Raw genomic sequence first — 24497 nt, 5'->3', positions numbered from 1 at the left:
AAAAAGCCTGCATCGCGCAGGCTTTTTTATTTTACCGGGTTTACCAGACAGGCATTTCATCCTGAAGGAACGGGTTATGCAACCGCTCATCCCCCAGCGTTGACATTGGTCCGTGTCCAGGGATAAACGTCACATCATCACCTAACGGTAATAACTTCTGCTTAATCGACTGAATCAGCTGACCGTGATCGCCGCGTGGGAAATCACTGCGTCCTACGCCCCCTTTGAAAATCACGTCACCGGAAATCAGCAGACGCGACACGTCATCAAAGAAGACAATATGGCCGGGCGTATGTCCGGGGCAATGCAACACCTGTAAAGTTACATTCCCTACGTTAACGCGATCGTCTTCGTTCAGCCAGCGGTCCGGTGTCAGTGGCTGACACTCATCCAGACCAAACATACGGCTTTGGGCAGGTAGCCCCTGAAGCCAGAACTCATCTTCTTTTTCCGGGCCGATAATCGGCACACCGTAGTGTTCAGCCAGTTCTGCCGCTGCACCCACATGGTCGAGATGGCCATGGGTGAGTAAAATCTGCATCAGCGTTACACCGCTGGCAGCGACTTCCTGCTTGATTGTCCCTGCGTCGCCACCGGGATCGACAAGCGCGGCCAGTTTAGTTTGTTCACACCAGATCAATGAACAGTTCTGTGAGAACGCGGTAACCGGAATAATACGATAGTTCATACTGCTCCTGTGTTTCGTTATTACCAGTGCCGAACCGGCCCGGTATCAATATGCACAAAGTTGCTACGTGGGTAGTATCCTACACCACCTGCGCGCATAGATAACGCCGCTTTGCGAATATTGGCTAACGAAACGCCCTCAATATGGAAATCCATCGCCTGCCCTTTGGTGTGATAGCTTTTTTTCGCTACCCCACGGCTGTGGGCACGCAGTTCATTGTTGGTATCCAGAGAGCGATAGCCAGAGATGAGCTGCACCGGCCTTTTGGTCCCCAGCAGTCCCTGCAAGCGGTAAAGCTGATCGAATAATCCAGGGTCGATGGCTTTGATTTTATTCGCGCGGAAATCACGGAAAAAATGGTTGAGTCTTGCTAATTCATCCTGAATATAGCCTCTGCCATCGAAAAATTCCGCTTTAAGCGTCTCACCAGTATGCAGATTGTTGAGCGTTAAAATACGCGGACGAGGTGTCGAGAGGGTGGCAAATGCTGGCGTCGGAAGGATGGCTGCTGCGCCCAGCGCAACGCCACCTAACGCCAGCAATTTGCGGCGATTAGCGTCAAATTTGTCCATGATAATCAGGTCTACAGGTAAAAGAAATTGTCAATATGCTTAGCGCACGAAGGGCACCATAACTGGCAAAACCTGTTACGTCAAGGCGCCCAACCCCAGTAAATACGCGGCTTGCAGCCAGATCGCCTCATATTCACCATAACTTACGACAATCATTTTTACCGAACTACTTCATTTACCTGATTAATTGTTCCGCTTTTGGCAAAATTTGTGCGCCGGATCGCGCTGTCAGATCATAATTGTAAATATCTGTACGATACTGGGTACGTCCGTCTGCCCCTACAAACGCCGTCAGATAGTAAAGATTGACCGGAATATTGTGGCGGATATTGACGTAACGCGTATCTCCCTGCTTCAGCGCATCTGATATCCGCGTATCGTTCCAGCCTGCATCCTGCAACAGCATATTTGCCAGCTCAGAGGCCTTGTTCACGCGGACACAGCCCGAGCTGAGCGCGCGTGCGTCTTTCTGGAACAAATTATGGTTCGGGGTATCATGCAGATAGATTGCGTCCGAACTTGGCATATTGAATTTGTAACGTCCCAGCGAGTTATGTGCGCCCGGTGCCTGCTGGAAACGGAACGGCAGGTTCGAAGGCGTAATCGTTGACCAGTCCACCATCCAGGGGTCAATCGCTTCTTTGCTGTTCCAGCCACGCATCACCGTATAGTTATGTCGCTCCAGATAACCCGGGTCATTCCAGACCTTAGGCAGAATATCTTTGCGCGCCAGCGTCGGCGGCACGTTCCACGGCGGGTTAACCACCACGTTATTCAGCGCGCTGCTCATCATTGGCGTTTTACGGTCAGGTCGGCCGACAATCACGCGGGACGCCAGCACTTCACTACCGTCCTGATAGTAGACCAGGGAGTACGCCGGAATGTTGACCATAATGCCGGTGGATAACGTGCCCGGCAGCAAGCGCAAGCGCTGGATATTCAACGCCAGCACTCCAGCCCGCTGGGCCGGAGAGACGTTCAGCCAGTCGCGAGTAGATGGACCAATCACGCCGTCAGCGCCCAGCCCCTGCGCGGCCTGGAACTGCTTCACTGCGGCGACCAGCTCGCGATCGTAAGCGGCGGGCTTATTGCTCAACGCAACGGCGGTTTTCTCTTTTACCGGCGCCGACGGGCTGACGACCGCATTTTGCGTCTCGTCACCGGGCAGCGCAATTTTAGGGCCGCTGTCGAGAATGCCGGAGCGTTTCATAATTTCGCGGATCGCAGGCACATCGCTACTCCACTGCCCCGGACGCAGCGTTGTGGTGCCGCGCAGCTGAGGCCACGGGCGGGAATCCGCAACCAGCTCAAGAAGCGACTGATGCATCGTGGCATACTGCGGATGGGCAGGCGCAAGGCTTGCGATAAAGCGCGGCAGTTCGCCGTTATCCAGCGACAGCTGCCACTGGTTAATGACGGACAGCGCAGGCGTCGCCAGCTTGTACGGCTTACTGCTGTATAACCAGCGGTTGCCGTTCACCGAAATCCCCGCAACAAACTGTAAGTAGCCCATCATGGCATCAGACAGCACCACGTCACGCGCTTGTCCGGTCACGGCAGGATCGGTCAGGAGTTCAACCCAGGTCGTGAACTGCGGCTGAAAACCTGCAATCGCCACTTCAGCCAGCTGCTGCTGGAAGGCACGTACCGCCTCGCGATTTTCCCACATCGGTTTCATATCGCGCGCAGCGTAAAGCAGCGTGAGCTGGTTAATATAAGCGGGAGTATAGCCCGAGGGCAGCCCGGTCATAAGCTGCTGACGTAATGATCCAGTATCGATGCCTTCCGGCAGCGGTTTAATGCCGGCCATGATGGCCGTCGCCGGAGACTGATCCAGCGGTTGTGACAGCGACGTCGGCTGCGCGCCCATCGTCGCGGAGCTGTCAGTCGGTACAATTTCAGGCTCATCGGCCTGAGCGGTAAACAGTGGAGCAAACATCACTGTCAGGCACAAACTCAGCGCAGACAGCTGACGACCACGATTCTTCTTAAGCAACATCCCTTGCCCCCTGTTTTTCACGACATGCCCAGTATTCTGGAGCTTTCCTTCAGTATAGAAAGGCATACACGCTGCTGCCTTGCCTTATGTAAAGAAGTTTAAAGATAACGCAGCCCTGAACACAAGTTAAGTGAATAAAAAAAGCGGCGCATGAGCGCCGCTATTTGTCGCACCCCAGGTTAAGAGGCGTCAGCCGTGCCCGGTAATGACTCCGGTGGCTGCGGGGCGAAACCACGCAGGCCCACGACGTGCACGTGTTCACTGTTCTGGAACACCTTACGCACCAGCTTATAGGTTGTCCCTTTTTCCGGACTGATGTTTTCCGGCGCCGCGATGATGAGCTGCATATCGAGTCGCTCGCAAAGCTCAAACAGCGTGGCGATGGAGCGGGCGTCGAGACGCGCGGCTTCATCGAGGAACAGCAGACGACATGGAGAGATGTCTTTGCCGCGCAGACGACGCGCTTCATCTTCCCAGCTCTGCACCACCATCACCAGAATCGACATACCGGTACCGATGGCTTCACCGGTAGAGAGCGCACCGGATTCCGCGCGCAGCCAGCCGTCTGAGCCACGGTTAACCTCAACTTCCATTTCCAGATAGTTGCGGTAGTCCAGCAGCTCCTCGCCGATGGTTTGCGGCGTACGCTGGCCCATGTCAATCTGCGGATTCAGACGCTGATACAGCTTCGCCAGCGCTTCGGAGAAGGTCAGGCGGTTACTGTTGAACAGATCCTGGTGCTGCTCATGCTGTTCAGACAACACGTCCAGCAGCGTGGAGTGCGCCTCGCGCACGTTCACGTTCAGCCTCACGCTGTTGACCTGGCCAAACGACACGCTTTGCAGGCCCTGGTTCAGCTGACGGATACGGTTCTGCTCGCGCTGAATGGTTTTACGAATAATATTCGCCACGCTGCGGGAGCTGATTGCCAGCTTTTGCTCGCGGGAGGTCAGCTCTTCCGTCAGACGGCCCAGCTCGATCTCCATCTGTTCGATCGCTTCAACCGGATCGTCGGTACGGATGATGTCCTGACGGATACGCTCGCGCAAGTGCTGATACACCGCCACGAAGAACTGGATTTTGCGCTCAGGACGCTTCGGATCTTCGGACATGCGCAGCACGTCGCGCAGGTGTTCGTTATCCGCCACCGCCAGACGCAGCGCGCCCAGCGCCTTATCCGACATAGAACGCAGTTCATCGGCCGACAGATACGCCAGCTCGCGGCGGTGCAGACGACGCTCCACGTTGTTGTCTTTCACCATGCGCATCACCGCGCACCAGCCCGCCTTCGCGGTCACAACCTGCTCGCGCATCTCGTGATAGTCACGTTCCAGCTTGCGCAGGCGACGCGTCAGGTTGTCCATCTCCGCTTCACAGAAGGTCAGCGCTTTTTCCAGCTGATTACGACGCGCACGGTTGTTGCTGAGCTGAGCATGCAGCTCATCGCGGCGAATACGTGCCCGCTCTTCTGCACCGCTGTCGGCGCGCACGCCAATGTCCTGCAACTCTTTATGCAGGTCGTTTAACAGCTCTTTCTTGGTGTCGAAGGAGCTTTTCAACGACGCCATCACCTGACTGTACTGGCTCAGCTGTGCGGCGTGAGTACGCATCGCTTCGCGCGCGCGCGTACGTTCCGCTTCCGCCAGCTCAAGGCGCTGGCGCAGCTTTTCATTAAGATCGCTGTTCCCGCTCAGCATTTCTGCTGAATCGGAGTAGCCGAAGTGCGCGCGACGTTGCACTACTTCCGTCAGGGCAAACGCCTGCTGACGCGCTTCGCGCTGCACCTGCTGTGACCAGGCGTAATCCTCTTTTAACTGTTCAAACTGTTCCGGGTCGCTCTGGAGAACGGAAACCATCGGCTCCAGCTTCGCCAGCTGATTGCCGTGCTGCTGCACAAAGCGCGCGGCTTCCTGCGCCTCGTCCAGTCGTTCCTGAATTTCATCCACGCGGTCGGCGAGCGTATCGTCCGCCAGCAGGTTCAGGCGCGGCAGAATGCGGTTAAGCGCCGCAACGCCCTCTTTCGCCTGCTCGAACTGGACGCGGCTCTGCTGGTTGTCATTTTCATGGCTAGCCAGCGCACGCTCCAGCTCACCGCGGCGGGTGTTGAGCTTGCGAATTTCGGCTTCCGGATCGGGCTCAAAGGCCACGCCCAGATGGCTGCCGATAAAGCGGCTGAACGCCTGATGCAGACGCTGCGTTTTTTGTACATCAAACGACAGGGTCGCAAAACGTTCAGAAAGCGTTTCGCGCTCGGCATGCAGGCTTTCAATGCGGCTTTCACGCGCGGCGCGGCCAAACAGCGGCAGTTCCGGGAAGCGCGAATAGCGCCACTGGCGATCGGCGATTTTCACCACCACCGCTTTTTCCAGCTCGTCAACGCTGAATACGCTGTCATCAAACGACTGCGGATCTCCTTCGATGAGGTAGAGATCTTCCGGGCAGTCTTCCAGCCCTGCAAGCTGGTCAGAAATCAGCGACAGATCCGGCACCACAATCGCGTTACGGGATGGACCGTACAGCGCGGAGAAGTACGGCGCATCGTCCAGACCAACATCGTCGTAAATTTCAGACAACAGCACGCCGCCGAAACGCTCGGCTAAGGCATTCAGACGCGGATCTTCTGAGCCGCCAGGCTGGCTTAAACGCTCGATTTCTTCATCGACGTCACGCTTGCGCGTGCCCACTTCGTCACGCTCAACAATCGCTTCACGCTCACGCTCCAGCAGCTGTTGCATGTATTCGGTGACGTCCTGGCTGGAGGCAAACTCCTGGCCACACTGTTCGCTGAGCTGGTTCAGGCTGCTTTGTGCAGCCAGCCAGATCGGCGCACGCTGTAAGAGCGTCTTCGAACGGGACTGAAGCTGTTCCAGCTCCTGACGCAACGTCATGCGCTGTTCGCTGGCATTCGATACGGTATCGGACAGGGCCGCAATACGCGCTTCCAGTTCCTGATGCAGGGCCTCAAGCTCGTCGAAATCGTAATTTTTACCCTGACGCTTGCAGAATTCCGCCAGCAGACGCTCGGCTTCCTGCTGTTCACGCAGACGCTGTTCCAGCTCGTTCAGGCGCATGCGCAGCGGCTGCACCTGTTCGGCCAGATGGCGTTGATTGACGCCGTCGCGCAGCAGCTCACGGGCAACGTCCCACGCTTCGTTACGCGCCAGCGGACCGTTAATCGCCACCACCAGCTGGTACGCCTGCTCAAACTGGCTATGCGCCGTTTGCGCCACGCTCATTTTCTGATCGAGAGAAAGCAGTTTCTCAGTGGCTTCCTGCTCTTTGGCCTGGAAGGTATCCAGCCATTCGTCAGCGCTTTCCGGGGTCAGGTCCGGCAGATGGCACAGCTCTTTGGCACGCTGCAACGCCTGCAACGCCTGGTTGTACTGAATCGCACGCGTCTGCTGCACGTCCAGCGCCTGTTGGTAGTCAGCGAGCTGGCTTTTCAGCTCATCCACTTCCAGCTCGGCGGCTTCCGCGCGGGCTTCGTTCTCTTCCTGCAATTCGGCAGCTTCGGCCACCACTTCATTTTGCTCTTCAAGACGAATTTGCAGCTCATCAAGATCGGCTTCGTAGCGCTCGATTTTTTCCTGCTGACGCAGCGCGGTCTGCACCAGATTCAGATGATCGCTGGCCGCCTGGTAATCGGCTTCCAGATCCCCTTCCGCACCATTGTGCTCGCCCAGTTCGCGCGCCATTTCGACATGCTTATACTGCTCGGCCACCAGCTGTTTGCGGGAGGTAAACAGCTCGCGGCGATACTCCAGCGCCTGATCGAGATGAATACGGCGCTCGTTGGCGTGGCGCATATAGTCCGCCGCCACGTAGTTGGTGGCTTCGCTGATCAGGTGCTTAAACAGGTCCCGGTCAGACTGCGTAACGCGAATCGCTTCCAGCGTCATGCGGTTTTCACGCAGCGCGGCTTCCATATCCTGGAAGGCCTTACGCACGCCGCTGTTTTCCGGCAAAAGGTAGTCGCGCAGGGAGCGGGTAATGGCGCTGGAGATACCGCCGTACAGGGAGGCTTCAATCAGACGGTAGTATTTACTACGATCTGACGCGCTGCGCAGACGACGGGCTACCACGCCGAGATCGAACATCAGAGAGTGGTAGTCGGTAATGGAATTAAACTGCTTAAACTGTACGCCTTCGATGGCTTCCAGCTTGTCTTTCAGCTCCTGGAGCGTCAGGACGCGTGCCTGACGTTCATTCAGGGTTTCCGTCAGCAGCGCGGTTGGCTGTACGGAGGTAGGCAGCCCCTGGATCGCAAACGGTTTGATATCTACTTTACGGTCGCGGCCGGCAACCTGTTGCAGACGCACGCCAACAACCACGCGCTGATGGCGGGAGTTGATCACGTCCAGCACTGAATAACAAACGCCCGCTTTCAGCTTACCGTGCAGACCTTTATCACGAGAGCCGCTCGTGGCGCCCGCTTCAGTGGTGTTACGGAAGTGCAGCAGGGTCAGGTCAGGTATCAGCGCCGTCACGAAGGCCGCCATGGTGGTGGATTTACCCGCCCCGTTACCGCCGGAGAGCGTTGTCACCAGCTCATCCAGATCGAAGGTTCGGGCAAAGAAGCCGTTCCAGTTAATCAGCGTCAGTGAGCGAAATTTACCGCGTTCAATCATTACTCTTCCTCCCCGCTATCCGGCTGATTCTCTTCGTGCTCGTCATTGAGCTGCAAATGGTTTTCCACCGGCATCGCTTCACCGTCACGTATCATGCGCAGCTGCGCTTCACGCGCATCATCACCCGCACGCACGTCGGCGCCAAAACGGAAGACCGATTCGGTGATGCGGAACTTGCTGCTGTCGTGACCCATGAACCAGACCATTCCCAGACGGCGTAGACGGTTAAGGGATGAGCGAACTTTTTCCTGTAATTTCTGACGGTCCAGATCGGACCCCGTTGAGCGGTTATTCACCAGCTTGAGCAGCTTGCTTTCATCCGCCAGCGACAGCAGCTCATCGTAAAGCTCCTGCTGGGTGAAGATCCCTTCATTCGCCAGACGTTCCGGGCTGAGATAGAGGTAGCAGAGAATTTTGCCGACCATCATATCCAGTTCGGAAAGCACCGAGCGCGGAATAAGCGTGGTAGAGCGCGGACGCAGGTAGAAAAACCCTTCCGGCGCGCGGATCAGCTCAACGTTATAGCGAGCGTAAAACTCTTCCAGGTACTCCTGAAAGTCCATCAAAAAGGCGTGATTATCCAGCTCGTCAAGGCCAATGTGACGACCGGCACGCAGCTGGCTGTCCAGCGCCGGAAACAACGGATTCGCCAGCGCCTGTGCCAGCTTAACTGGCATCACTTGTTCAATATTTGTCAATGACATGCGCCTGTACCTTGGCTCCGTAATCGTTAATCGGCTGCCACTTCGGCGGCAGTCCGGTGAAATCGGCTTGTGCGATGCCCAGGCGCACCGCCTGGTCTACAACAATGCGGGCAACATCGAAGTGGCGCGCGCGCGGATACTGCGCCAGATAGTCGCGTACCACGAGGCCAAGATCCAGCGGTGCTTGTCTGGTTTTGTAGACAGCGAGCTGTTCTTCGATCATCGCCGCAAGCTGCTCGCGAATTTCGTTAAATTCTTCGTATTCCAGATCCGGCGGCAGTTCACCGGTGACCTCTTCATCGCGCAGCGCCATCTCTTCGTCGCGCATATCCAGCAGACGATCGGCGTTGGCGTGGGTCAGCGCCCACGGCGCATCGAAATAGGTCTGTACCGACTGGCGCAGACGTTGAGCAAAGACGCGATTCTTATCCATATCGATGGCGGTACGGATAAATTTATGCACGTGGCGGTCGTAACCGATCCACAGGTCGATTGACTGCTGGCCCCAGCTGATAATGCGGTCAAGCTTGCTCTGCAAATCAAACACCAGACGGTCGATAAAATGCAGATCGTCGTGCGCCATTGTCGCGTCCTGGATGCGCAGCAGATTGGCCTGTAGCTTATCCCCCGCCGCCTCCAGCGTATCCTGCAACTCACGCAGCGTACCGGACGTTTCTGACAGCAAGAGTTCACAGCTGGAGATAGCCGCACGCCAGTCTTTATTAAGCAGTTGAGCGATATCGTCTTTCACCTGCTGCTGCTGTTCGTCCATCAGACGTTGAGTCAGATCGATACTGTCGAAAATCTCGGCGACCGAGTATTTCAGCGGCGCGTAAACGTTGCGATGCCAGTGGAATTCGTCACCGTTTTCATCAGCCGCGTCGGCGGCACGCTTCAGCTCACCTGCAACAATAGAGAGCTGCATGGAGAGACGCAGCGTGGAAAATTCGCGCTGGCGGATGTAATAGTCGGTAATGCCAATGCCCAGTGGCGTAAGACGATAGATGGCGTTTCCTTCCGCCTGCTCGCTGGTAAAGCGGTTCAGCAGACGTTGACGCACCATATCATTGATTGCGTTGTTGGCACGCACGCTAATGGTTTCGCTGGTTTGCTCAAACGCATCACTGACGTGGCGGAACGCATCCACCAGTTCGCCTTCACTCATTTCGCCATCCAGGCGTTCGCCGTTTAGCGTCGCAACCGCCAGCAGGAATGAGAGTCTGTCTACCGGCAGCGAGATGGAGAAATCGTTTTTCCTGGCCCAGGCAACCAGTTCGGGGACTGTCTGGGAAAATTCACTCATAGATTATCCTTGCATCTGCGGCTTGCGCGCGGTGACGTGTATATAGCGGCCAAGGCTCAGATAAGGCTCCTGGCGGCAGTACCGCGTCTCTATTTCTGTTAAGGCGTCTAAACAGTCATCCTGTTTTTGTTTATCACGCAGATAATCATGAAACACCCTCACGCCGGTTTTGCCGGTAATTTCCCAACCGATCTCCTCCAGCCAGCCATAGACCTGCTGCGGTTCACGGGGGAAATCCGGTGAAAGCGTGCGTCGTTTCTTTTTATACATGCCCTGCTGTACGTAGCCAAAATTGCCGACCAGCACGTTTCGCATTAGCAGGCCGTTGGCATTGTAAAACATCAGCGATAACGCACCGCCCGGGCGCAACATCGACCACAGCGTTTTTAACATCGCCTGGGGTTCGGCGATCCATTCGAGCACAGCATGAAACAATATCAGATCAACCTGCGTTTCCAAATGCTGCGGAATGTCCTGAGCGGCGCAATGTATAAAATGCATGTTGTCGCTCACACCTTTCTCTTCTGCCGCTCGCCCGGCGCGCGCAACCATCTCGGCAGAAAGATCGCAAAGCGTGACGTGATGTCCCCGCTGCGCCATCAGAATTGCAGTCTGACCTTCCCCACCGCCGGCATCCAGCACGCGCAACGGTCGGTCACCGAATTCAGCCAGCAGCTTGTCCAGATCCTGCCAGAGGATCGTCTGACGAAGCTGACCTTTGGTGGTGCCATAAATGTTGCGCGAAAACTTTTCCGCGATGTCATCAAAATTGCGATCCCGCATTGGGAGGGTTCCACTCACTGCAAAACCGCTATTTTGTCACACCCGCGCGGAGAATGAACCACTCTGGTGTAATATCACCGACAATCGCCTGCTGTATGGTTAAAAAAGGAACCAAAAAGGATGCTTTTTACCCTAAAAAAATATATCGGAGGCATGATGCTTCCCCTTCCCCTGCTGTTGCTTCTCATCGCGCTGGGGCTGGCAATGATATGGTTTAGCCGCTTTCAGAAAAGCGGTAAATCCCTTGTTACCGTGGGCTGGCTGGCGCTGCTGTTACTCAGCCTGCAACCGATCGCTGACGGTTTATTACGTCCGATTGAAAACACCTACCCGACGTGGCAGGGAAATCAGAAGGTGGGCTATATCGTGGTGCTGGGCGGCGGGTATACCTGGGATCCGAACTGGGCGCCCAGCTCGAACCTGATCAACAACAGCCTGCCGCGCCTGAACGAGGGGATCCGCCTGTGGCTGGCCAATCCTGGATCGAAGATGATCTTCACGGGCGCTGCGGCAAAAACCAACCCGGTCAGTACCGCTGAAGCAGGAGCAAGAGTGGCTGAATCACTTGGCGTACCGCGTTCCGCCATCATCACGCTGGATAGCCCAAAAGATACCGAAGAAGAGGCGGCGGCGGTGAAACAGGCCATCGGTGATGTGCCGTTCCTGCTGGTGACTTCTGCTTCACACCTGCCGCGCGCAATGATTTTCTTTGAGAAGCAGGGCCTGCATCCGCTTCCTGCTCCGGCAAACCAGCTGGCCATTGACGCCCCGCTCAATCCGTGGGAACGGATAATCCCGTCCCCGGTATGGCTGATGCACAGCGACCGCGTCGGCTACGAGACGCTTGGCCGCTTGTGGCAGTGGCTTAAGGGTTCGTCAGGCAAGCCAGGGCAGGAGTGATTTTGCGGCCAGATCGAAACTGGCGCGATTAAAGCGCCCGGTGTTGACCAGTTGCGCCACCTCATCCCAGAGAAGATAGAGCCAGCGTCGCCAGAGAAAGGCCTCCGCAACGGGGGCGCGCTGAAGATAGTGCCAGAGCAAATCTTCCGCCGCCCCGCCCTCGCTCAGCCTGAACAGTTCGTACTCGCGCGGCGCCCAGAGCATGATCCCCGGCCCGACCATCGCCAGCAGTTGGTCGCTGCGCGAGTCTTTAAGCATACTGCGTAGCGTGAAGTTGCCGTGAACCAGCACGCAGTTGTCGTTAAAACCCTCAAACAGCGTCGGCAGACATTCCCGGGTGCGGAACAGAATACGTTTGTCCTGCATCGTTAAGCCGGTGTTGTTGAACTGGTTCAGCGTGCCCCACAGCACTTCGACACGCTGGCGATACCACAGCGGCCACAGGTTTTCCTGGGTGCTGTCTACCGCGCCAACAAGACCCCGGCTGTCCTGCCGATGCCAGGCAAGCAGAGCCTCGACAATCTGATCTTTCAGCTGTTCCCAGCGCTCCGGTGTACGCGTCGGGGCTTCAACAGAAACCCCGCGTAAACGCTCGATAAGCAGAACATCCGGGCCGGGATGCTCCTCATGGGTCATCACGCCGTAGACCGTCGGCATACGGACAGTCCCTTCCCGCGCCAGCATCGACATTTTCCAGGCCAGCTGTCTGGCGACGCCCGGCGAGGTAAAACTTCTGGCCATCAGCGGCATGGGGTTTCCCTGACTGTCATACAACGACCAGAGTGCGGTATCGGCCTTTTCATTCACGCATTCCACCCGGCTTAGCTTTTCGCCAAGGAGATGGCTGAGTTCAGCACGCAGCTGTTCCATATGAGATTACCCCCATTAAGACTACTGCTTTTATAATGAGCGCGCGAAACCCGGATGTCACCCGGTAGAGATCAATAATGAAAAAGAAAAGGAAAATTGCCTGGCGGGAGAGCATCCCCCCCAGACGAGGGGATGCCAGCGAATTAACGCATTTCGACGCGTACGCGCTCGAGATCTTCAGGGGTATCCACGCCGGTGCCTGGGATTTCCTGGGCAACCGCAACGTGAATTTTCTCGCCGTACCACAGCACGCGAAGCTGTTCGAGCATTTCAATATGCTCCAGCGGGCTTGGTGCCCAGGCGACGTAGCGACGAATAAAGCCGGCGCGGTAGCCGTAAATACCGATGTGGCGCAGGAAGGTTTCGCCGATTGTCTCTTTCGATTGCGCGAAACGATCGCGATCCCACGGAATGGTGGCGCGGGAGAAATAGAGCGCGTAGCCCTCTGCGTCCATGACCACTTTCACCGCATTCGGATTGAACGCCTCTTCAGCGTGGTGAATCGGCACCGCGAGGGTTGCCATCCCGACCTGACGCCGAGCCAGGTTGTCGGCCACCTGACGGATAATCGCCGCCGGGATCATCGGCTCATCGCCCTGCACGTTCACAATCACCGTCTCGTCGCTGAAACCACATTTTTCGACGACTTCCGCCAGGCGCTCGGTGCCTGACTGATGATCGGCACGGGTCATGCACACTTCCCCACCCGCGGCCTCAACCGCTCGCGCGACATCCGGGTGATCGGTGGCGACGATGACACGTCCGGCGCCCGATTCGCGTGCCCGTTCAAGGACATGCACAATCATCGGTTTGCCATTGATATCCACCAGCGGTTTACCTGGCAGGCGCGTTGAAGCATAACGCGCAGGGATAATGACAACAAAACTCATGGTTTGATCTCTTCTGCCACCAGTGAACGGGCTTCATTTTCCAGCAGGACCGGAATACCGTCACGCAGCGGGAACGCCAGGCTGTCCAGTTTGCAAATCAGCTCTTGTTTATCCTGGCTGTAATACAGTTTGCCGTTGCACACCGGGCAGGCAATAATTTCTAGTAAACGGTGATCCATAGTTCCTCCGTATGGGTAATCCCTAAAGCTTATCATATTCCCTTTTCAGGGAGTGTCTGTTTCCCAGCCATCTCGGCAGGTCGCAAACAGCTCCACAGGCACGCGACCGAGTACAATTTCATGCGCCCCCTGCCAGCGCGCAAATTCACTGAGCGCAGTCGTTAACCCTTTTTCCAGGCCAGCCGTCACCTTTATGCCCTCTTCCAGCCAGAGCGCGATAATTTCAAGCATGCCGGTTTTACGGTGCATTTTAGCGTCCATGCGCCCGACAAGCTGTCCTTTGTGCAGCAGCGGCAAAACAAAATAACCATACTGACGCCTGGGCGCCGGGGTGTAGCATTCCAGACGGTAGCTGAAATCAAACAGCTGTTCGGCCCGCTTTCTGTCCCAGACAACGGGGTCGAACGGCGACAGCACGGCACTGTGGGTCGCCTGGAGTTTGCCCTCCTGCGCCTGCGCCAGCAGAGGGAACAAATCCGCATGCAGCCACATTTCACCTAACGACTCTACCGAGACCGGCATGACGCGCTGTTCGCGCTGCCACGTTTCGAGCAGTGGTTTTAGCTGCGGCTGACGCAGACGATAATAATCCGCCAGCCACTGCGGGCGGAAGATGCCAAGGCTGCGGGCGCTGTTCCCGAGCATGATGGCTTCGGCTACCTCCTGAGACAGCAGGTCACGCGTATCGTCCCAGTGAGGCATAACGCGGTGCGTGAGGTCATAGACGCGCTGAAAGTTGCGGCGCTCGACCACCATCACTTTGCCCGACGTAAACAGCCCTTCAAGATGGCGTTTGTGCGGTTTCCACTCCCACCATCCGCTGGCGCCTTTTCGCGGGTGTTCAAAATCCGCGGAGCGTACCGGACCGTTTTTCTGAATATGGGCAATCAGTTGTTCTATTTCATCCGCGTGTTCCACCATCCACTCCTGGCGGTATTTCCAGCCCATTTTGTCCGGGGCGAGCATGCGGTGACGCACCAGTGCAAAATCGCTGCGCGGGAGAAAACAGGCTTCATGCGCCCAGTATTCCATCAGTTCGCCCTGACTCAGCGCATTATCCAGCCACTGCGGAGGATAATTTCCCAGGCGGCTAAACAGGACCAGATACGGGCTACGCGCCACGATGTTAATGGTGTCGATTTGCAGCAACGACATGCGTTGCACGGTAGAGAGGATATCAGCTGGCTGCGCGCGGCGGCGGGGCTTTTTCAGAAGCCCCTGGGCGGCAAGATGCAGGTTTCGTGCGGCTGCAAGTGAGAGTTGCGGTAGAGACATGCGTTTTCCTGTCAGTCAAAGCACCACCGGAACCGCGTAGAAGTTACTGCACTAACGCGAGCAGTTCCTTGAGCAAATGTTCCGGCTGTTCGCCGCTGAGTTCAGCGTCAACCGGCAGATACCACCAGTTTTCTTTCGCAAAGGCCCCGCATTTTACCGCGTCTTTTTCCGTCATGATCAGCGTCTGGCCCGGCGCTGCCAGCCTTTCAACCTCTTCGGCAACTAACGCCTGGTGATCGGCCAGCGGCACCCGTTTATCAAGCTTTGCGCCGCACTTCTCCAGCGTTGCGAAGAAACGCGGCGGATGACCTATACCGGCCATCGCAACCAGATGTTCCAGTTGCGCGACATCTTTACGCTCGCCGGTCAGCATATTTACGGCCTGTCCGGGACGAAGAAGCATCGGGATTTCGCCCGCTCTGGCTTCACCACCGTTCACAATCACGGCATCGACGGTTTTCAGGCGCGACGCACGCTCGCGCATTGGACCGGCTGGAAGCCACCAGCCGTTGCCAAAACGCCGAACGCCGTCAATGACCACGATCTCTTTATCACGCGCCAGCGCGTAATGCTGCAAACCATCATCGGTAATGATGATTTGTACATCATGCTCCGCAAGCAGTGCCTTCACGGCATCACTGCGCACCGGCGATACCGCAACCGGCGCGCCTGTACGCTGGTAAATCAGTACCGGCTCATCGCCGGCTTCAGCGGTTGTCGTAGCTGGGCTCAGCACCAGTGGATACTGCGCCGCTTTACCACCGTAACCGCGTGAGACAACTCCCGGGCGGATACCGCGCCTCTGGAGCTGTTCTACCAGCCAGATCACCACCGGGGTTTTGCCGTTTCCACCCGCCGTCAGGTTGCCGACCACCACCACCGGTACCGGTGCGCGCCAGGCGCGCTTGATCCCGAGGCGGTAAAGCAGACGAATAGCACCGCTCACCAGGCCATACAGCCAGGAGAGCGGGAGAAGCAGCACCCACAGAGGGGATTCACCCGACCAGATGCGTGCAATCATTGACCGAACTGCATTTTATGAAGCTGCGCGTAAACACCACGCTGTTCCAGCAGGTCCGCATGGCTGCCGCGTTCAACGATCACGCCATCTTCCACCACCACGATTTCGTCAGCCTGTTCGATGGTCGACAGACGGTGCGCGATAACCAGCGAGGTACGGTTTTTCTGTAATTCATCCAGAGCAGACTGGATAGCGCGTTCAGATTCCGTATCCAGTGCGGACGTTGCTTCATCGAGGATCAGAATCGGGCTGTTGCGCAGCAGCGCACGGGCAATCGCGATACGCTGACGCTGACCACCAGAGAGCAGCACCCCGTTTTCGCCAATGATCGTATCCAGACCGTTATCCATTTTGTTAATGAAGTCCATCGCATAGGCCATACGCGCCGCATTCTCAATCTCTTCACGGCTGTACTCTTCGGTACGGGCATACGCAATGTTGTTCGCCACCGTATCGTTGAACAGATGCACGTTCTGCGAGACCAGCGCAACCTGGTTACGCAGCGACTGGAGGGTATATTCCCGCAGGTCGTGACCATCAAGCAGGATCTCGCCCTGGTCGATATCGTAGAAACGGGTAATCAGGCTGGCTATGGTCGACTTGCCCGAACCGGAACGACCAACCAGCGCGACGGTTTTACCCGCCGGGATGGACAGGCTGATGTCACGCAGCGCCGGCACTTCACGGCCTGGATAGGTAAAGGTCACGTTACGGAATTCCAGGTCGCCTTTAGCGCGCTCGATCACGCGTGTACCTTCATCTTTTTCCTGTTCGGAATCGAGGATGCTGAACAGCGTCTGACAGGCTGCCATCCCGCGCTGGAACTGGGCGTTGACGTTAGTCAGCGATTTCAGCGGACGCATCAGCGCGATCATGGATGAGAACACCACGGTAATGGTACCCGCAGTCAGGGTTTCCATGACGCTCGGGAAGCTTGCGGCATACAGGACGAAGGCCAGGGCCAGAGAGGCAATCAGCTGAATGATCGGATCGGAAATCGACGAGGCCGATACCATTTTCATCCCTTGCAGACGCATTCTGTTGCTGACCTTGTCAAAGCGTTTGGTTTCGACTTCCTGACCGCCGAAGATCAACACTTCCTTATGGCCTTTCAGCATCTGCTCGGCGCTGGTAGTCACCTGCCCCATCGTATTCTGCATATTTTTACTGATGTTGCGAAAACGCTTTGATACCACGCGGATCGCGATGGAGACAATCGGCGCCAGCACAATAAGGATCAGCGACAGTTGCCAGCTGTAATAGAACATCATCGCGAACAGGCCGATGATGGATGCGCCTTCACGCACAACGGTAATCAGTGCGCTGGAAGAGGACGACGCAACCTGCTCTGAATCGTAGGTAATACGCGACAGCAGGGTACCGGTTGACTGCTTGTCAAAGAATGAGACCGGCATCCCCATCATATGGCTGAATAACCGACGGCGCATGGTCATCACCACTTTACCGGATACCCAGGAGATGCAGTAGCTGGATACATAGCTGGAGATTCCGCGTAAGATCATCAGCCCAATAACCACCAGCGGCATCCATAGCAGCACTGAACGATCCGTTTTACCGAAACCGTCATCCAGTAACGGTTTGAGAAGCGATAACATAAACGTATCGCTGGCTGCGTTGAGGATTAACGCTACGCCCGCCACGATCAAGCCTGCTTTGAAAGGAGCAATCATCGGCCAGAGCCGGCGGAACGTTTGCCACGTGGAGAGATCTTTGTCGTTATGCATTCAAAAAACCAGCATTTGTTGAAATAGCCGCATATTCTACCCGTTATCTACGGGCGCGCCAAACCACTGATGATACCAACGCGGTAAATAGTGTTCACGTAAGCGGCGAATTTGCCGACTTTGGTGCGAAAACGTCACAGATATCTGTCCGGACTGCGGAGTATCAAGCCAGAGATATCCCTCAGTTCGATAGCGCCTGACTACTTTGATGGAAGGGAAACGCCACGCGTTATAGCGGGCCATCGAGGCCAGCGAAACCTGTCCCTCCACGCGCTGTAGCAGCGGTGTTGAAGATGACGTGTTACTTCCATGATGCGGCACCTGAATCAGTGTAGACGCTAGTTGACGCCAGCGGTGGCTCAGCATTGCCAGTTCTGCCTGCCCTTCAATATCTCCGGTCAGTAAAACGCTTTGTTCGCCGTCATCGATTTTTACCACGCAGGAGCGGTTGTTACCTTTTGCCGAGGTATTTTCGGGTGGCCAGTGCACGGAGAACGTTAAACCCTGCCACTGCCATCGCTCTCCACGAAAGCAAGGAAGATGCCCGGCCCAGGATAAGGGGCTTCTGATCCACATTGCGGGCCAGGCAGCTTTTAGCGATGCCAGTCCCCCCGCGTGGTCGAGATGTTCATGGCTCAGGATCACCCCTTCCGGCCTCAGATGATGCCAGCGTAGCCAGGGGATAATCAGCTGCTGCGCACTGTCCCCACCGGGCCATGCCAACCCAGTGTCATACAGAATGGCCTTCCCGTGACGCTCAATGACCATCGCCAGCCCCTGCCCTACATCCAGCATATGCAGGGACCAGCTGTCTGTTTTGGCCCTGTGCCAGAGGGGAAATGCCAGCACCACGCTGCCTGCCAGACAGACTGCGGGTACTGCGCTGAAGGCCCTGAATCGCCAGCCAATGATCAGCAGCCATGGCAGTAACGTCAGGTATTGCCAGCGTTCATCAACGTCCTGCCAGCCATTCGGTAAACGCATCAATAGCCAGAAAAGCCCTGCCAGAGATTTATCGGCAGCCAGCCAGACGATACTTTCCAGCGTCGCCACCGGAAACAGATGCAGAAACATGCCGAGCAGGATCAGCGGAACTGAGATAAACGTGACCAGAGGAACGGCAAACAGATTCGCCGCCAGCGAGGAGAGACTGAAACCATGGAAAATCAGCACCTGAAGCGGCAACAGAAGCAGCAGCATACCGACCTGCAAATACAACAGCGTAACCAGCGGTCGCAGGCACCGGCCACGTTGCCAGAGCGGGAGAGGCAACCACTGATACCAAAAAATAAGCGCGGCGACCGCAAACGCTGATAGCGCCAGGCTTTGTGACAGGACCGCCAGTGGATCGAAAACCAAGATCGCCGCCACGCAGGTAAGCCATACCTGCCAGGGCGACCACTGGCGACCGCTCATTTTTAACACCGCCAGTACCACAAGCGCGATAACCGTGCGCAGCGCAGGCGGCTGTAAGCCTGTTAGCCATGCGTAAAACGCGGCAAAAATCAGCCCTGCCAGCAAGGGGATTTGCCAGATAATCCAGCGGCCCGGCAGGAAGAACTGGATGCCTCGCGCCAGAAACCAGATGACAGAAGCGGCCAGCGCAATATGCAATCCCGAGATTGCCATCAGATGCATCGTTCCGGTCTCACGCATCAGGTTTTTTATCTCCCGCGAGACCGACAGCCGCTCCCCCATTCCCAGCCCCAGTATCACGGGTCCCCACTGATATGCTGAAAGCGTACTCTGTAGTGATGTCAGGTACTGCGCACGCAGGCTACAGCCTTCGTCAACGAGCGCCGCATGGGTAAACCGTCCACTCAGCGTCTGATGTCGGGCAAAGGCATTTTTCTGTGAATCATAGCCGCCATCGTTGAGTTCTCCGTGTACCACCCTGAGCCGCAGGGTCATTGCCCAGCGTTGACCCACGCAGACGTTTTGCGGCAGATAGTTGCCATACAGCGCCACGCCCATGGCAGCCCACACACGTTCTCCATTGAGGCTGACAATCCTTCCCTGATGCATCGTTGCGCCGTCCGTTGCGGTAATGACCACCTCGGCCTGCTGCGGAACTTTCGTTAAATGGTTCATCGGCCACACGCTTTCCTGAGCGGCCAGGATCCCCCAGCACATAAAAAGCAATGCTAGGCCTGAAAACCTGAGCCATTTTCTCTGCTGTACTGATAACGCAATTCCTGCGGCAATCAGCAACCAGACAATATGCAAATCTGGCAAAACGGGTAACCAATAGAGCGGGATTATGGCCAGAATGGCGCACATACTGATAACGTGGATCCCCATCTTCACCTCCATGTTTCAGGCGATTATGCGGCGGGACTGATGCGTCGTCAGACAGAAAAGGCGTGATTTACAGCGGACGCTGCAACGTTTTTTAGCGTTTACAGTAAAGAGAAAATTTAAATGCGGCGCGTATTCAGAAATGCAGGGGCGGGATACAAAAAAAGCACCCTAAGGTGCTTTCTTTAAACTCAGTTTAACCCTGATGATTAAACTCAGTTACCGTAAATATTGGCGCGATCGCGCAGTTCTTTACCCGGCTTAAAGTGCGGAACATACTTTCCTTCCAGCTCCACTTTATCGCCAGTCTTCGGGTTACGCCCGGTACGTGGTGCACGATAGTGCAGGGAAAAACTACCGAAACCGCGGATTTCAATGCGCTCGCCCTGGGCAAGAGTGGTAGCCATATGCTCCAGCATCTCTTTAACGGCATCTTCCACAGCCTTGGCAGGGATATGCGGTTGCTGACTGGCAAGTCTTTCAATCAATTCTGACTTGGTCATGATTCCTCCGGTTCCTTTCAAACCCATTAGCTGAACAGCTTATTAAACAAGGGCGGCCGTAGCCGCCCTTTGTTATTGATTACAGGACGAATCCTGCAATCTGTCAAGTCTGCTCTCCATCCTTCGCGCTGTAAATGCGTTACAGCTCAAATGATGGTGCGAACCTGAACTTACTCGCCTTTAGCTGCTTTGAAAGCTTCAGCCATTGCGTTGTTAGAGAAGTTTGCATCTTCCTGTTTGTTCACAGTTGCGATTGCATCTTTCTCATCAGCTTCGTCTTTAGCACGAACAGACAGGCTGATTGCACGGTTCTTACGGTCAACACCGGTGAACTTAGCTTCAACGTCGTCACCAACGCTCAGAACCAGAGTTGCATCTTCAACGCGGTCACGTGAAGCTTCGGAAGCGCGCAGGTAACCTTCAACGCCGTCAGCCAGTTCTACGGTTGCGCCTTTAGCGTCAACAGCAGTCACTTTACCGTTTACGATTGCGCCTTTCTTGTTCAGTGCAACCCAGTTGTTGAACGGATCTTCTGCAAGCTGTTTAACGCCCAGGGAGATACGCTCACGCTCTGCGTCAACTTGCAGAACAACTGCTGCGATTTCGTCGCCTTTTTTGTATTCACGAACTGCTTCTTCGCCTGCAACGTTCCAGGAGATGTCAGACAGGTGAACCAGGCCATCGATGCCGCCGTCCAGGCCGATGAAGATACCGAAGTCAGTGATAGACTTGATTTTACCTTCAACACGGTCACCCTTGTTGTGGGTTTCCGCGAACTGCTGCCATGGGTTGTTTTTGCACTGCTTCAGGCCCAGGGAGATACGACGACGTTCTTCGTCGATATCCAGAACCATCACTTCCACTACATCACCAACGTTAACAACTTTGGATGGGTGGATGTTTTTGTTGGTCCAGTCCATTTCGGAAACGTGCACCAGACCTTCAACGCCTTCTTCGATTTCAACGAAGCAGCCGTAGTCAGTCAGGTTGGTTACGCGACCAGTCAGTTTAGTACCTTCTGGGTAACGCTTAGCGATAGCTACCCATGGATCTTCGCCCAGCTGTTTCAGGCCGAGGGATACACGAGTACGCTCGCGGTCGAACTTCAGCACTTTAACAGTGATTTCGTCGCCCACGTTCACGATTTCGCTTGGGTGCTTAACGCGTTTCCACGCCATGTCGGTGATGTGCAGCAGGCCATCAACGCCGCCCAGGTCAACGAATGCGCCGTAGTCAGTGAGGTTCTTAACGATACCTTTGACTTCCATGCCTTCCTGCAGGTTTTCCAGCAGCTGATCGCGTTCTGCGCTGTTTTCGGATTCGATAACGGCACGACGGGAAACAACAACGTTGTTACGCTTCTGGTCCAGCTTGATTACTTTGAACTCAAGCTCTTTGCCTTCGAGGTGCAGGGTGTCACGGACTGGACGAACGTCTACCAGAGAACCTGGCAGGAACGCACGAATACCATTCAGCTCAACAGTGAAGCCACCTTTAACTTTGCCGTTGATAACACCGACCACAGTTTCAGCTTCTTCGTAAGCTTTTTCCAGCGTGATCCATGCTTCGTGACGTTTAGCTTTCTCACGAGACAGCAGGGTTTCGCCGAAGCCGTCTTCTACTGCGTCCAGAGCAACGTCAACTTCGTCACCTACCTGGATTTCCAGCTCGCCCTGGGCGTTTTTGAACTGCTCAGCCGGGATGGCAGACTCAGATTTCAGACCGGCGTCAACCAGTACAACGTCTTTGTCGATAGCAACAACAACGCCACGAACGATGGAACCCGGACGGGTTTCGATTTCTTTTAAGGATTCTTCAAACAGTTGAGCAAAAGATTCAGTCATGTTTAATCTTCAGGTTAATATTAACGTCCACCTGGCTCCGTGCCGGATGGGGTTGTTTCACATACCCGCCGTCAATCCATTGCAGCGGGGGTACTGCTAAATCGGTCGCGATTACGCGAGTGCCAGTTTTTGGCGCGCATATTGTAGCGCTTTTTCAATCACTTGCTCAATAGTTAAACTGGTTGAATCCAGCACTAATGCGTCTTGCGCGGGAACAAGTGGTGCGACGGCGCGGTTACGATCGCGGTCATCGCGCTCTTTTATCTCGGATAAAAGGCGATCAAAGTTAACACTAAACCCCTTTTCCTGCAACTGAAGCATGCGGCGATGGGCACGTTCTTCTGAAGAGGCGTCAAGGAAAATTTTCACTGGCGCATCAGGGAATACCACGGTTCCCATGTCGCGGCCGTCGGCGATCAGCCCCGGCGCTTCACGGAAACCGCGCTGGCGACGTAACAGCGCTTCACGAACGCGTGGGAAAGCCGCCACCTGAGAGGCCGCATTGGCCACTTCCTGGGTACGGATTTCACCGCTGACATCTTCCCCTTCCAGGATCACTTCAAGGTTGCCATCGGTCGAGACAAAGCGCACATCCAGATGCGCAGCCAGCGGTACCAGCGCTTCTTCAGACGCAACATCCACATGATGATGCAGCGCAGCCAGCGCCAGCACGCGATAGATTGCTCCCGAATCTAAAAGATGCCATTGCAATGCTTCCGCCATCGCTTTGCACAGAGTACCTTTCCCTGCGCCACTTGGCCCATCAATGGTGATTACCGGGGCAATTGCCGTCATCTTTTTCTCCTTAATTAAGGCATACCGTTTACATGAACGCCGCGCATTATACGCGCCAACGTGCGCAACTGTTACCTTTGCGTGCAAATTACGGAATGATTGAAGCAGAGTGTAGAAGAAATGAAAGAGGATGAGTGTCAGAAAGCGTAAGGAAATGCCGCATCAGGTGATGCGGCATACGATCATCAGGCCAGGGTGCTAATGCGCGTCAGCTGTTCGAAGTAGTCCGGGAACGTTTTTGCCGTACACTTCGGATCAAGGATAGTGACTGGCGTATCTGACAACGCCACCAGCGAGAAACACATCGCCATGCGGTGATCGTTGTAGGTGCCAATTTCTGCAAATTGCAGTTTTGCCGGCGGCGTGACGCGAATGTAGTCTTCGCCCTCTTCTACCTCGGCCCCCACTTTACGCAGCTCGGTTGCCATCGCGAACAGGCGGTCCGTCTCTTTCACACGCCAGTTGTAAATGTTTCGCAGCGTGGTGGTGCCTTTCGCAAACAGCGCAGCGGTAGCAATGGTCATCGCCGCATCCGGAATATGGTTCATATCCATATCAATGGCGTTCAGCTCACCGTGGGTACAGGAGATGAAGTCATCGCCCCAGGTCACCACCGCGCCCATTTTTTCCAGTACGTCAGCAAAACGGATATCGCCCTGCACGCTGTTGCGGCCAATGCCCGTCACTTTTACCGTACCGCCTTTAATCGCACCTGCGGCAAGGAAATAGGAGGCGGAGGAAGCATCGCCTTCAACCAGGTAGTGGCCCGGGGACTGATACTGCTGCGCTCCGCGCACCACGAAGCGCTGATAAGACTGGTTTTCCACCTCAACACCAAAGGTGTTCATCAGGTGCAGGGTGATATCAATGTACGGCTTAGAAACCAGGTCGCCTTTAATGCTGATAACGGTGTCCTGTGGTGCCAGCGGTGCGGTCATCAGCAGCGCAGTCAGGAACTGACTGGAAACGCTACCGTCAACCTCAACATTGCCGCCAGTGAATCCCCCGCGCAGACGCAGGGGCGGGTAATTTTCCTGCTCAAGATAATCAATCTGCGCGCCGCCCTGGCGCAGGGCATCCACCAGATGGCCGATCGGACGCTCTTTCATTCGCGGCTCACCGGTCAGCACAATATCGTTACTCCCCAGACACAGCGCAGCGGCCAGAGGACGCATCGCGGTACCGGCGTTACCCAGGAAAAGCTCCAGCGCTTCAGCAGAATGTAACGCGCCGCCGTTACCAGTGACTTCACAACGGGTACGATCGTCAGACAGCGCGTACTGAACGCCCAACGCTTTCAGTGCATTGAGCATATGGCGCACGTCATCGCTGTCCAGCAGATTAGTGAGGACGGTGGTGCCGTTTGCCAGAGCTGCCAGCAGCAGAGCGCGGTTCGAGACACTTTTTGAACCAGGCAGATTAATGGTGCCATCTACCCGCGCGATAGGTTGTAACGTCAGGGATTCCATGAAACTCAACTCTCAACTCAACATAATAAAA

Annotated in this window: 19 protein-coding genes; 1 reads left to right on the top strand and 18 read right to left on the bottom strand. The window is 55.7% G+C overall.

From position 1 onward, the window contains the following. Nucleotides 1–40 precede the first annotated feature (40 nt). From DD606_RS05100 to cmoM, 7 genes are all read right to left on the bottom strand, one after another. Nucleotides 41–688, bottom strand: a complete 648-nt coding sequence (locus DD606_RS05100; RefSeq protein ID WP_045343529.1) for an MBL fold metallo-hydrolase — start codon at nucleotides 686–688, stop codon at nucleotides 41–43. 20 nt (nucleotides 689–708) lie between these two features. After that, complete coding sequence (locus tag DD606_RS05095; RefSeq protein ID WP_003858202.1) at nucleotides 709–1260, bottom strand: YcbK family protein; 552 nt, start codon at nucleotides 1258–1260, stop codon at nucleotides 709–711. 175 nt (nucleotides 1261–1435) lie between these two features. Continuing rightward, on the bottom strand, nucleotides 1436–3259 hold the full coding sequence (gene ldtD, locus DD606_RS05090) for a L,D-transpeptidase (RefSeq protein WP_003858203.1): 1824 nt from the start codon (nucleotides 3257–3259) through the stop codon (nucleotides 1436–1438). Between the two features lie 179 nt (nucleotides 3260–3438). After that, nucleotides 3439–7887 carry a chromosome partition protein MukB gene (mukB, locus tag DD606_RS05085; protein ID WP_050871135.1) on the bottom strand — a complete coding sequence of 1483 codons (4449 nt, stop codon included), beginning with the start codon at nucleotides 7885–7887 and terminating at the stop codon, nucleotides 3439–3441. Beyond that, complete coding sequence (mukE, locus tag DD606_RS05080; protein WP_003858208.1) at nucleotides 7887–8591, bottom strand: chromosome partition protein MukE; 705 nt, start codon at nucleotides 8589–8591, stop codon at nucleotides 7887–7889. Before mukE ends, mukB begins: the two co-directional genes overlap by 1 nt. After that, nucleotides 8572–9894, bottom strand: coding sequence for a chromosome partition protein MukF (mukF, locus tag DD606_RS05075; protein ID WP_003858210.1), 1323 nt, complete (start codon nucleotides 9892–9894; stop codon nucleotides 8572–8574). Before mukF ends, mukE begins: the two co-directional genes overlap by 20 nt. Before the next feature lie 3 nt (nucleotides 9895–9897). Further along, nucleotides 9898–10677 (bottom strand): tRNA uridine 5-oxyacetic acid(34) methyltransferase CmoM, encoded by a 780-nt coding sequence (gene cmoM, locus DD606_RS05070; RefSeq protein WP_003858212.1) that lies wholly within the window; start codon nucleotides 10675–10677, stop codon nucleotides 9898–9900. Nucleotides 10678–10797: 120 nt separating this feature from the next. Here cmoM and elyC point away from each other — a divergent pair, with 120 nt between their 5' ends. Next, the gene (elyC, locus tag DD606_RS05065; protein ID WP_032608961.1) at nucleotides 10798–11577 is read left to right on the top strand and encodes an envelope biogenesis factor ElyC; all 780 of its coding nucleotides are present in this window, start codon (nucleotides 10798–10800) and stop codon (nucleotides 11575–11577) included. Here elyC and DD606_RS05060 read toward each other — a convergent pair. The 11 genes from DD606_RS05060 to aroA form a co-directional block, all read right to left on the bottom strand. Further along, nucleotides 11554–12447: a YcbJ family phosphotransferase gene (locus DD606_RS05060; RefSeq protein ID WP_003858216.1), complete on the bottom strand. Its 894-nt coding sequence runs from the start codon at nucleotides 12445–12447 to the stop codon at nucleotides 11554–11556. The genes elyC and DD606_RS05060 overlap by 24 nt on opposite strands. A 143-nt stretch (nucleotides 12448–12590) precedes the next feature. Next, nucleotides 12591–13337 (bottom strand): 3-deoxy-manno-octulosonate cytidylyltransferase, encoded by a 747-nt coding sequence (gene kdsB, locus DD606_RS05055; RefSeq protein WP_003858218.1) that lies wholly within the window; start codon nucleotides 13335–13337, stop codon nucleotides 12591–12593. Beyond that, a complete protein-coding gene (gene ycaR, locus DD606_RS05050; protein WP_003858220.1) occupies nucleotides 13334–13516 on the bottom strand; it encodes a protein YcaR in 183 nt (60 codons plus the stop codon). Before ycaR ends, kdsB begins: the two co-directional genes overlap by 4 nt. A gap of 45 nt (nucleotides 13517–13561) precedes the next feature. Next, the gene (locus DD606_RS05045; RefSeq protein WP_022650726.1) at nucleotides 13562–14791 is read right to left on the bottom strand and encodes a winged helix-turn-helix domain-containing protein; all 1230 of its coding nucleotides are present in this window, start codon (nucleotides 14789–14791) and stop codon (nucleotides 13562–13564) included. Nucleotides 14792–14834: 43 nt separating this feature from the next. Then, the gene (lpxK, locus tag DD606_RS05040) at nucleotides 14835–15812 is read right to left on the bottom strand and encodes a tetraacyldisaccharide 4'-kinase (RefSeq protein ID WP_032608960.1); all 978 of its coding nucleotides are present in this window, start codon (nucleotides 15810–15812) and stop codon (nucleotides 14835–14837) included. Further along, nucleotides 15809–17557, bottom strand: a complete 1749-nt coding sequence (msbA, locus tag DD606_RS05035) for a lipid A ABC transporter ATP-binding protein/permease MsbA (RefSeq protein ID WP_003858227.1) — start codon at nucleotides 17555–17557, stop codon at nucleotides 15809–15811. The genes lpxK and msbA overlap by 4 nt, the downstream gene beginning before the upstream one ends. A 36-nt stretch (nucleotides 17558–17593) precedes the next feature. Then, the gene (locus DD606_RS05030; protein WP_032608959.1) at nucleotides 17594–19858 is read right to left on the bottom strand and encodes a ComEC family protein; all 2265 of its coding nucleotides are present in this window, start codon (nucleotides 19856–19858) and stop codon (nucleotides 17594–17596) included. A 212-nt stretch (nucleotides 19859–20070) separates the two neighbouring features. Beyond that, entirely contained in the window at nucleotides 20071–20358 is a 288-nt protein-coding gene (gene ihfB / locus DD606_RS05025; RefSeq protein ID WP_003858233.1) for an integration host factor subunit beta, read from the bottom strand. 170 nt (nucleotides 20359–20528) lie between these two features. Next, entirely contained in the window at nucleotides 20529–22202 is a 1674-nt protein-coding gene (gene rpsA, locus DD606_RS05020; RefSeq protein WP_003858235.1) for a 30S ribosomal protein S1, read from the bottom strand. Nucleotides 22203–22313: 111 nt separating this feature from the next. Then, complete coding sequence (gene cmk / locus DD606_RS05015; RefSeq protein WP_003858236.1) at nucleotides 22314–22997, bottom strand: (d)CMP kinase; 684 nt, start codon at nucleotides 22995–22997, stop codon at nucleotides 22314–22316. A gap of 185 nt (nucleotides 22998–23182) precedes the next feature. Then, nucleotides 23183–24466, bottom strand: coding sequence for a 3-phosphoshikimate 1-carboxyvinyltransferase (gene aroA / locus DD606_RS05010; RefSeq protein ID WP_003858238.1), 1284 nt, complete (start codon nucleotides 24464–24466; stop codon nucleotides 23183–23185). Nucleotides 24467–24497: the final 31 nt, after the last annotated feature.

The organism is Enterobacter cloacae complex sp. GF14B (genome assembly GCF_004136805.1).
GTDB lineage: Bacteria > Pseudomonadota > Gammaproteobacteria > Enterobacterales > Enterobacteriaceae > Enterobacter > Enterobacter hormaechei_C.
This window is presented reverse-complemented; position numbering and strand designations above follow the sequence as displayed.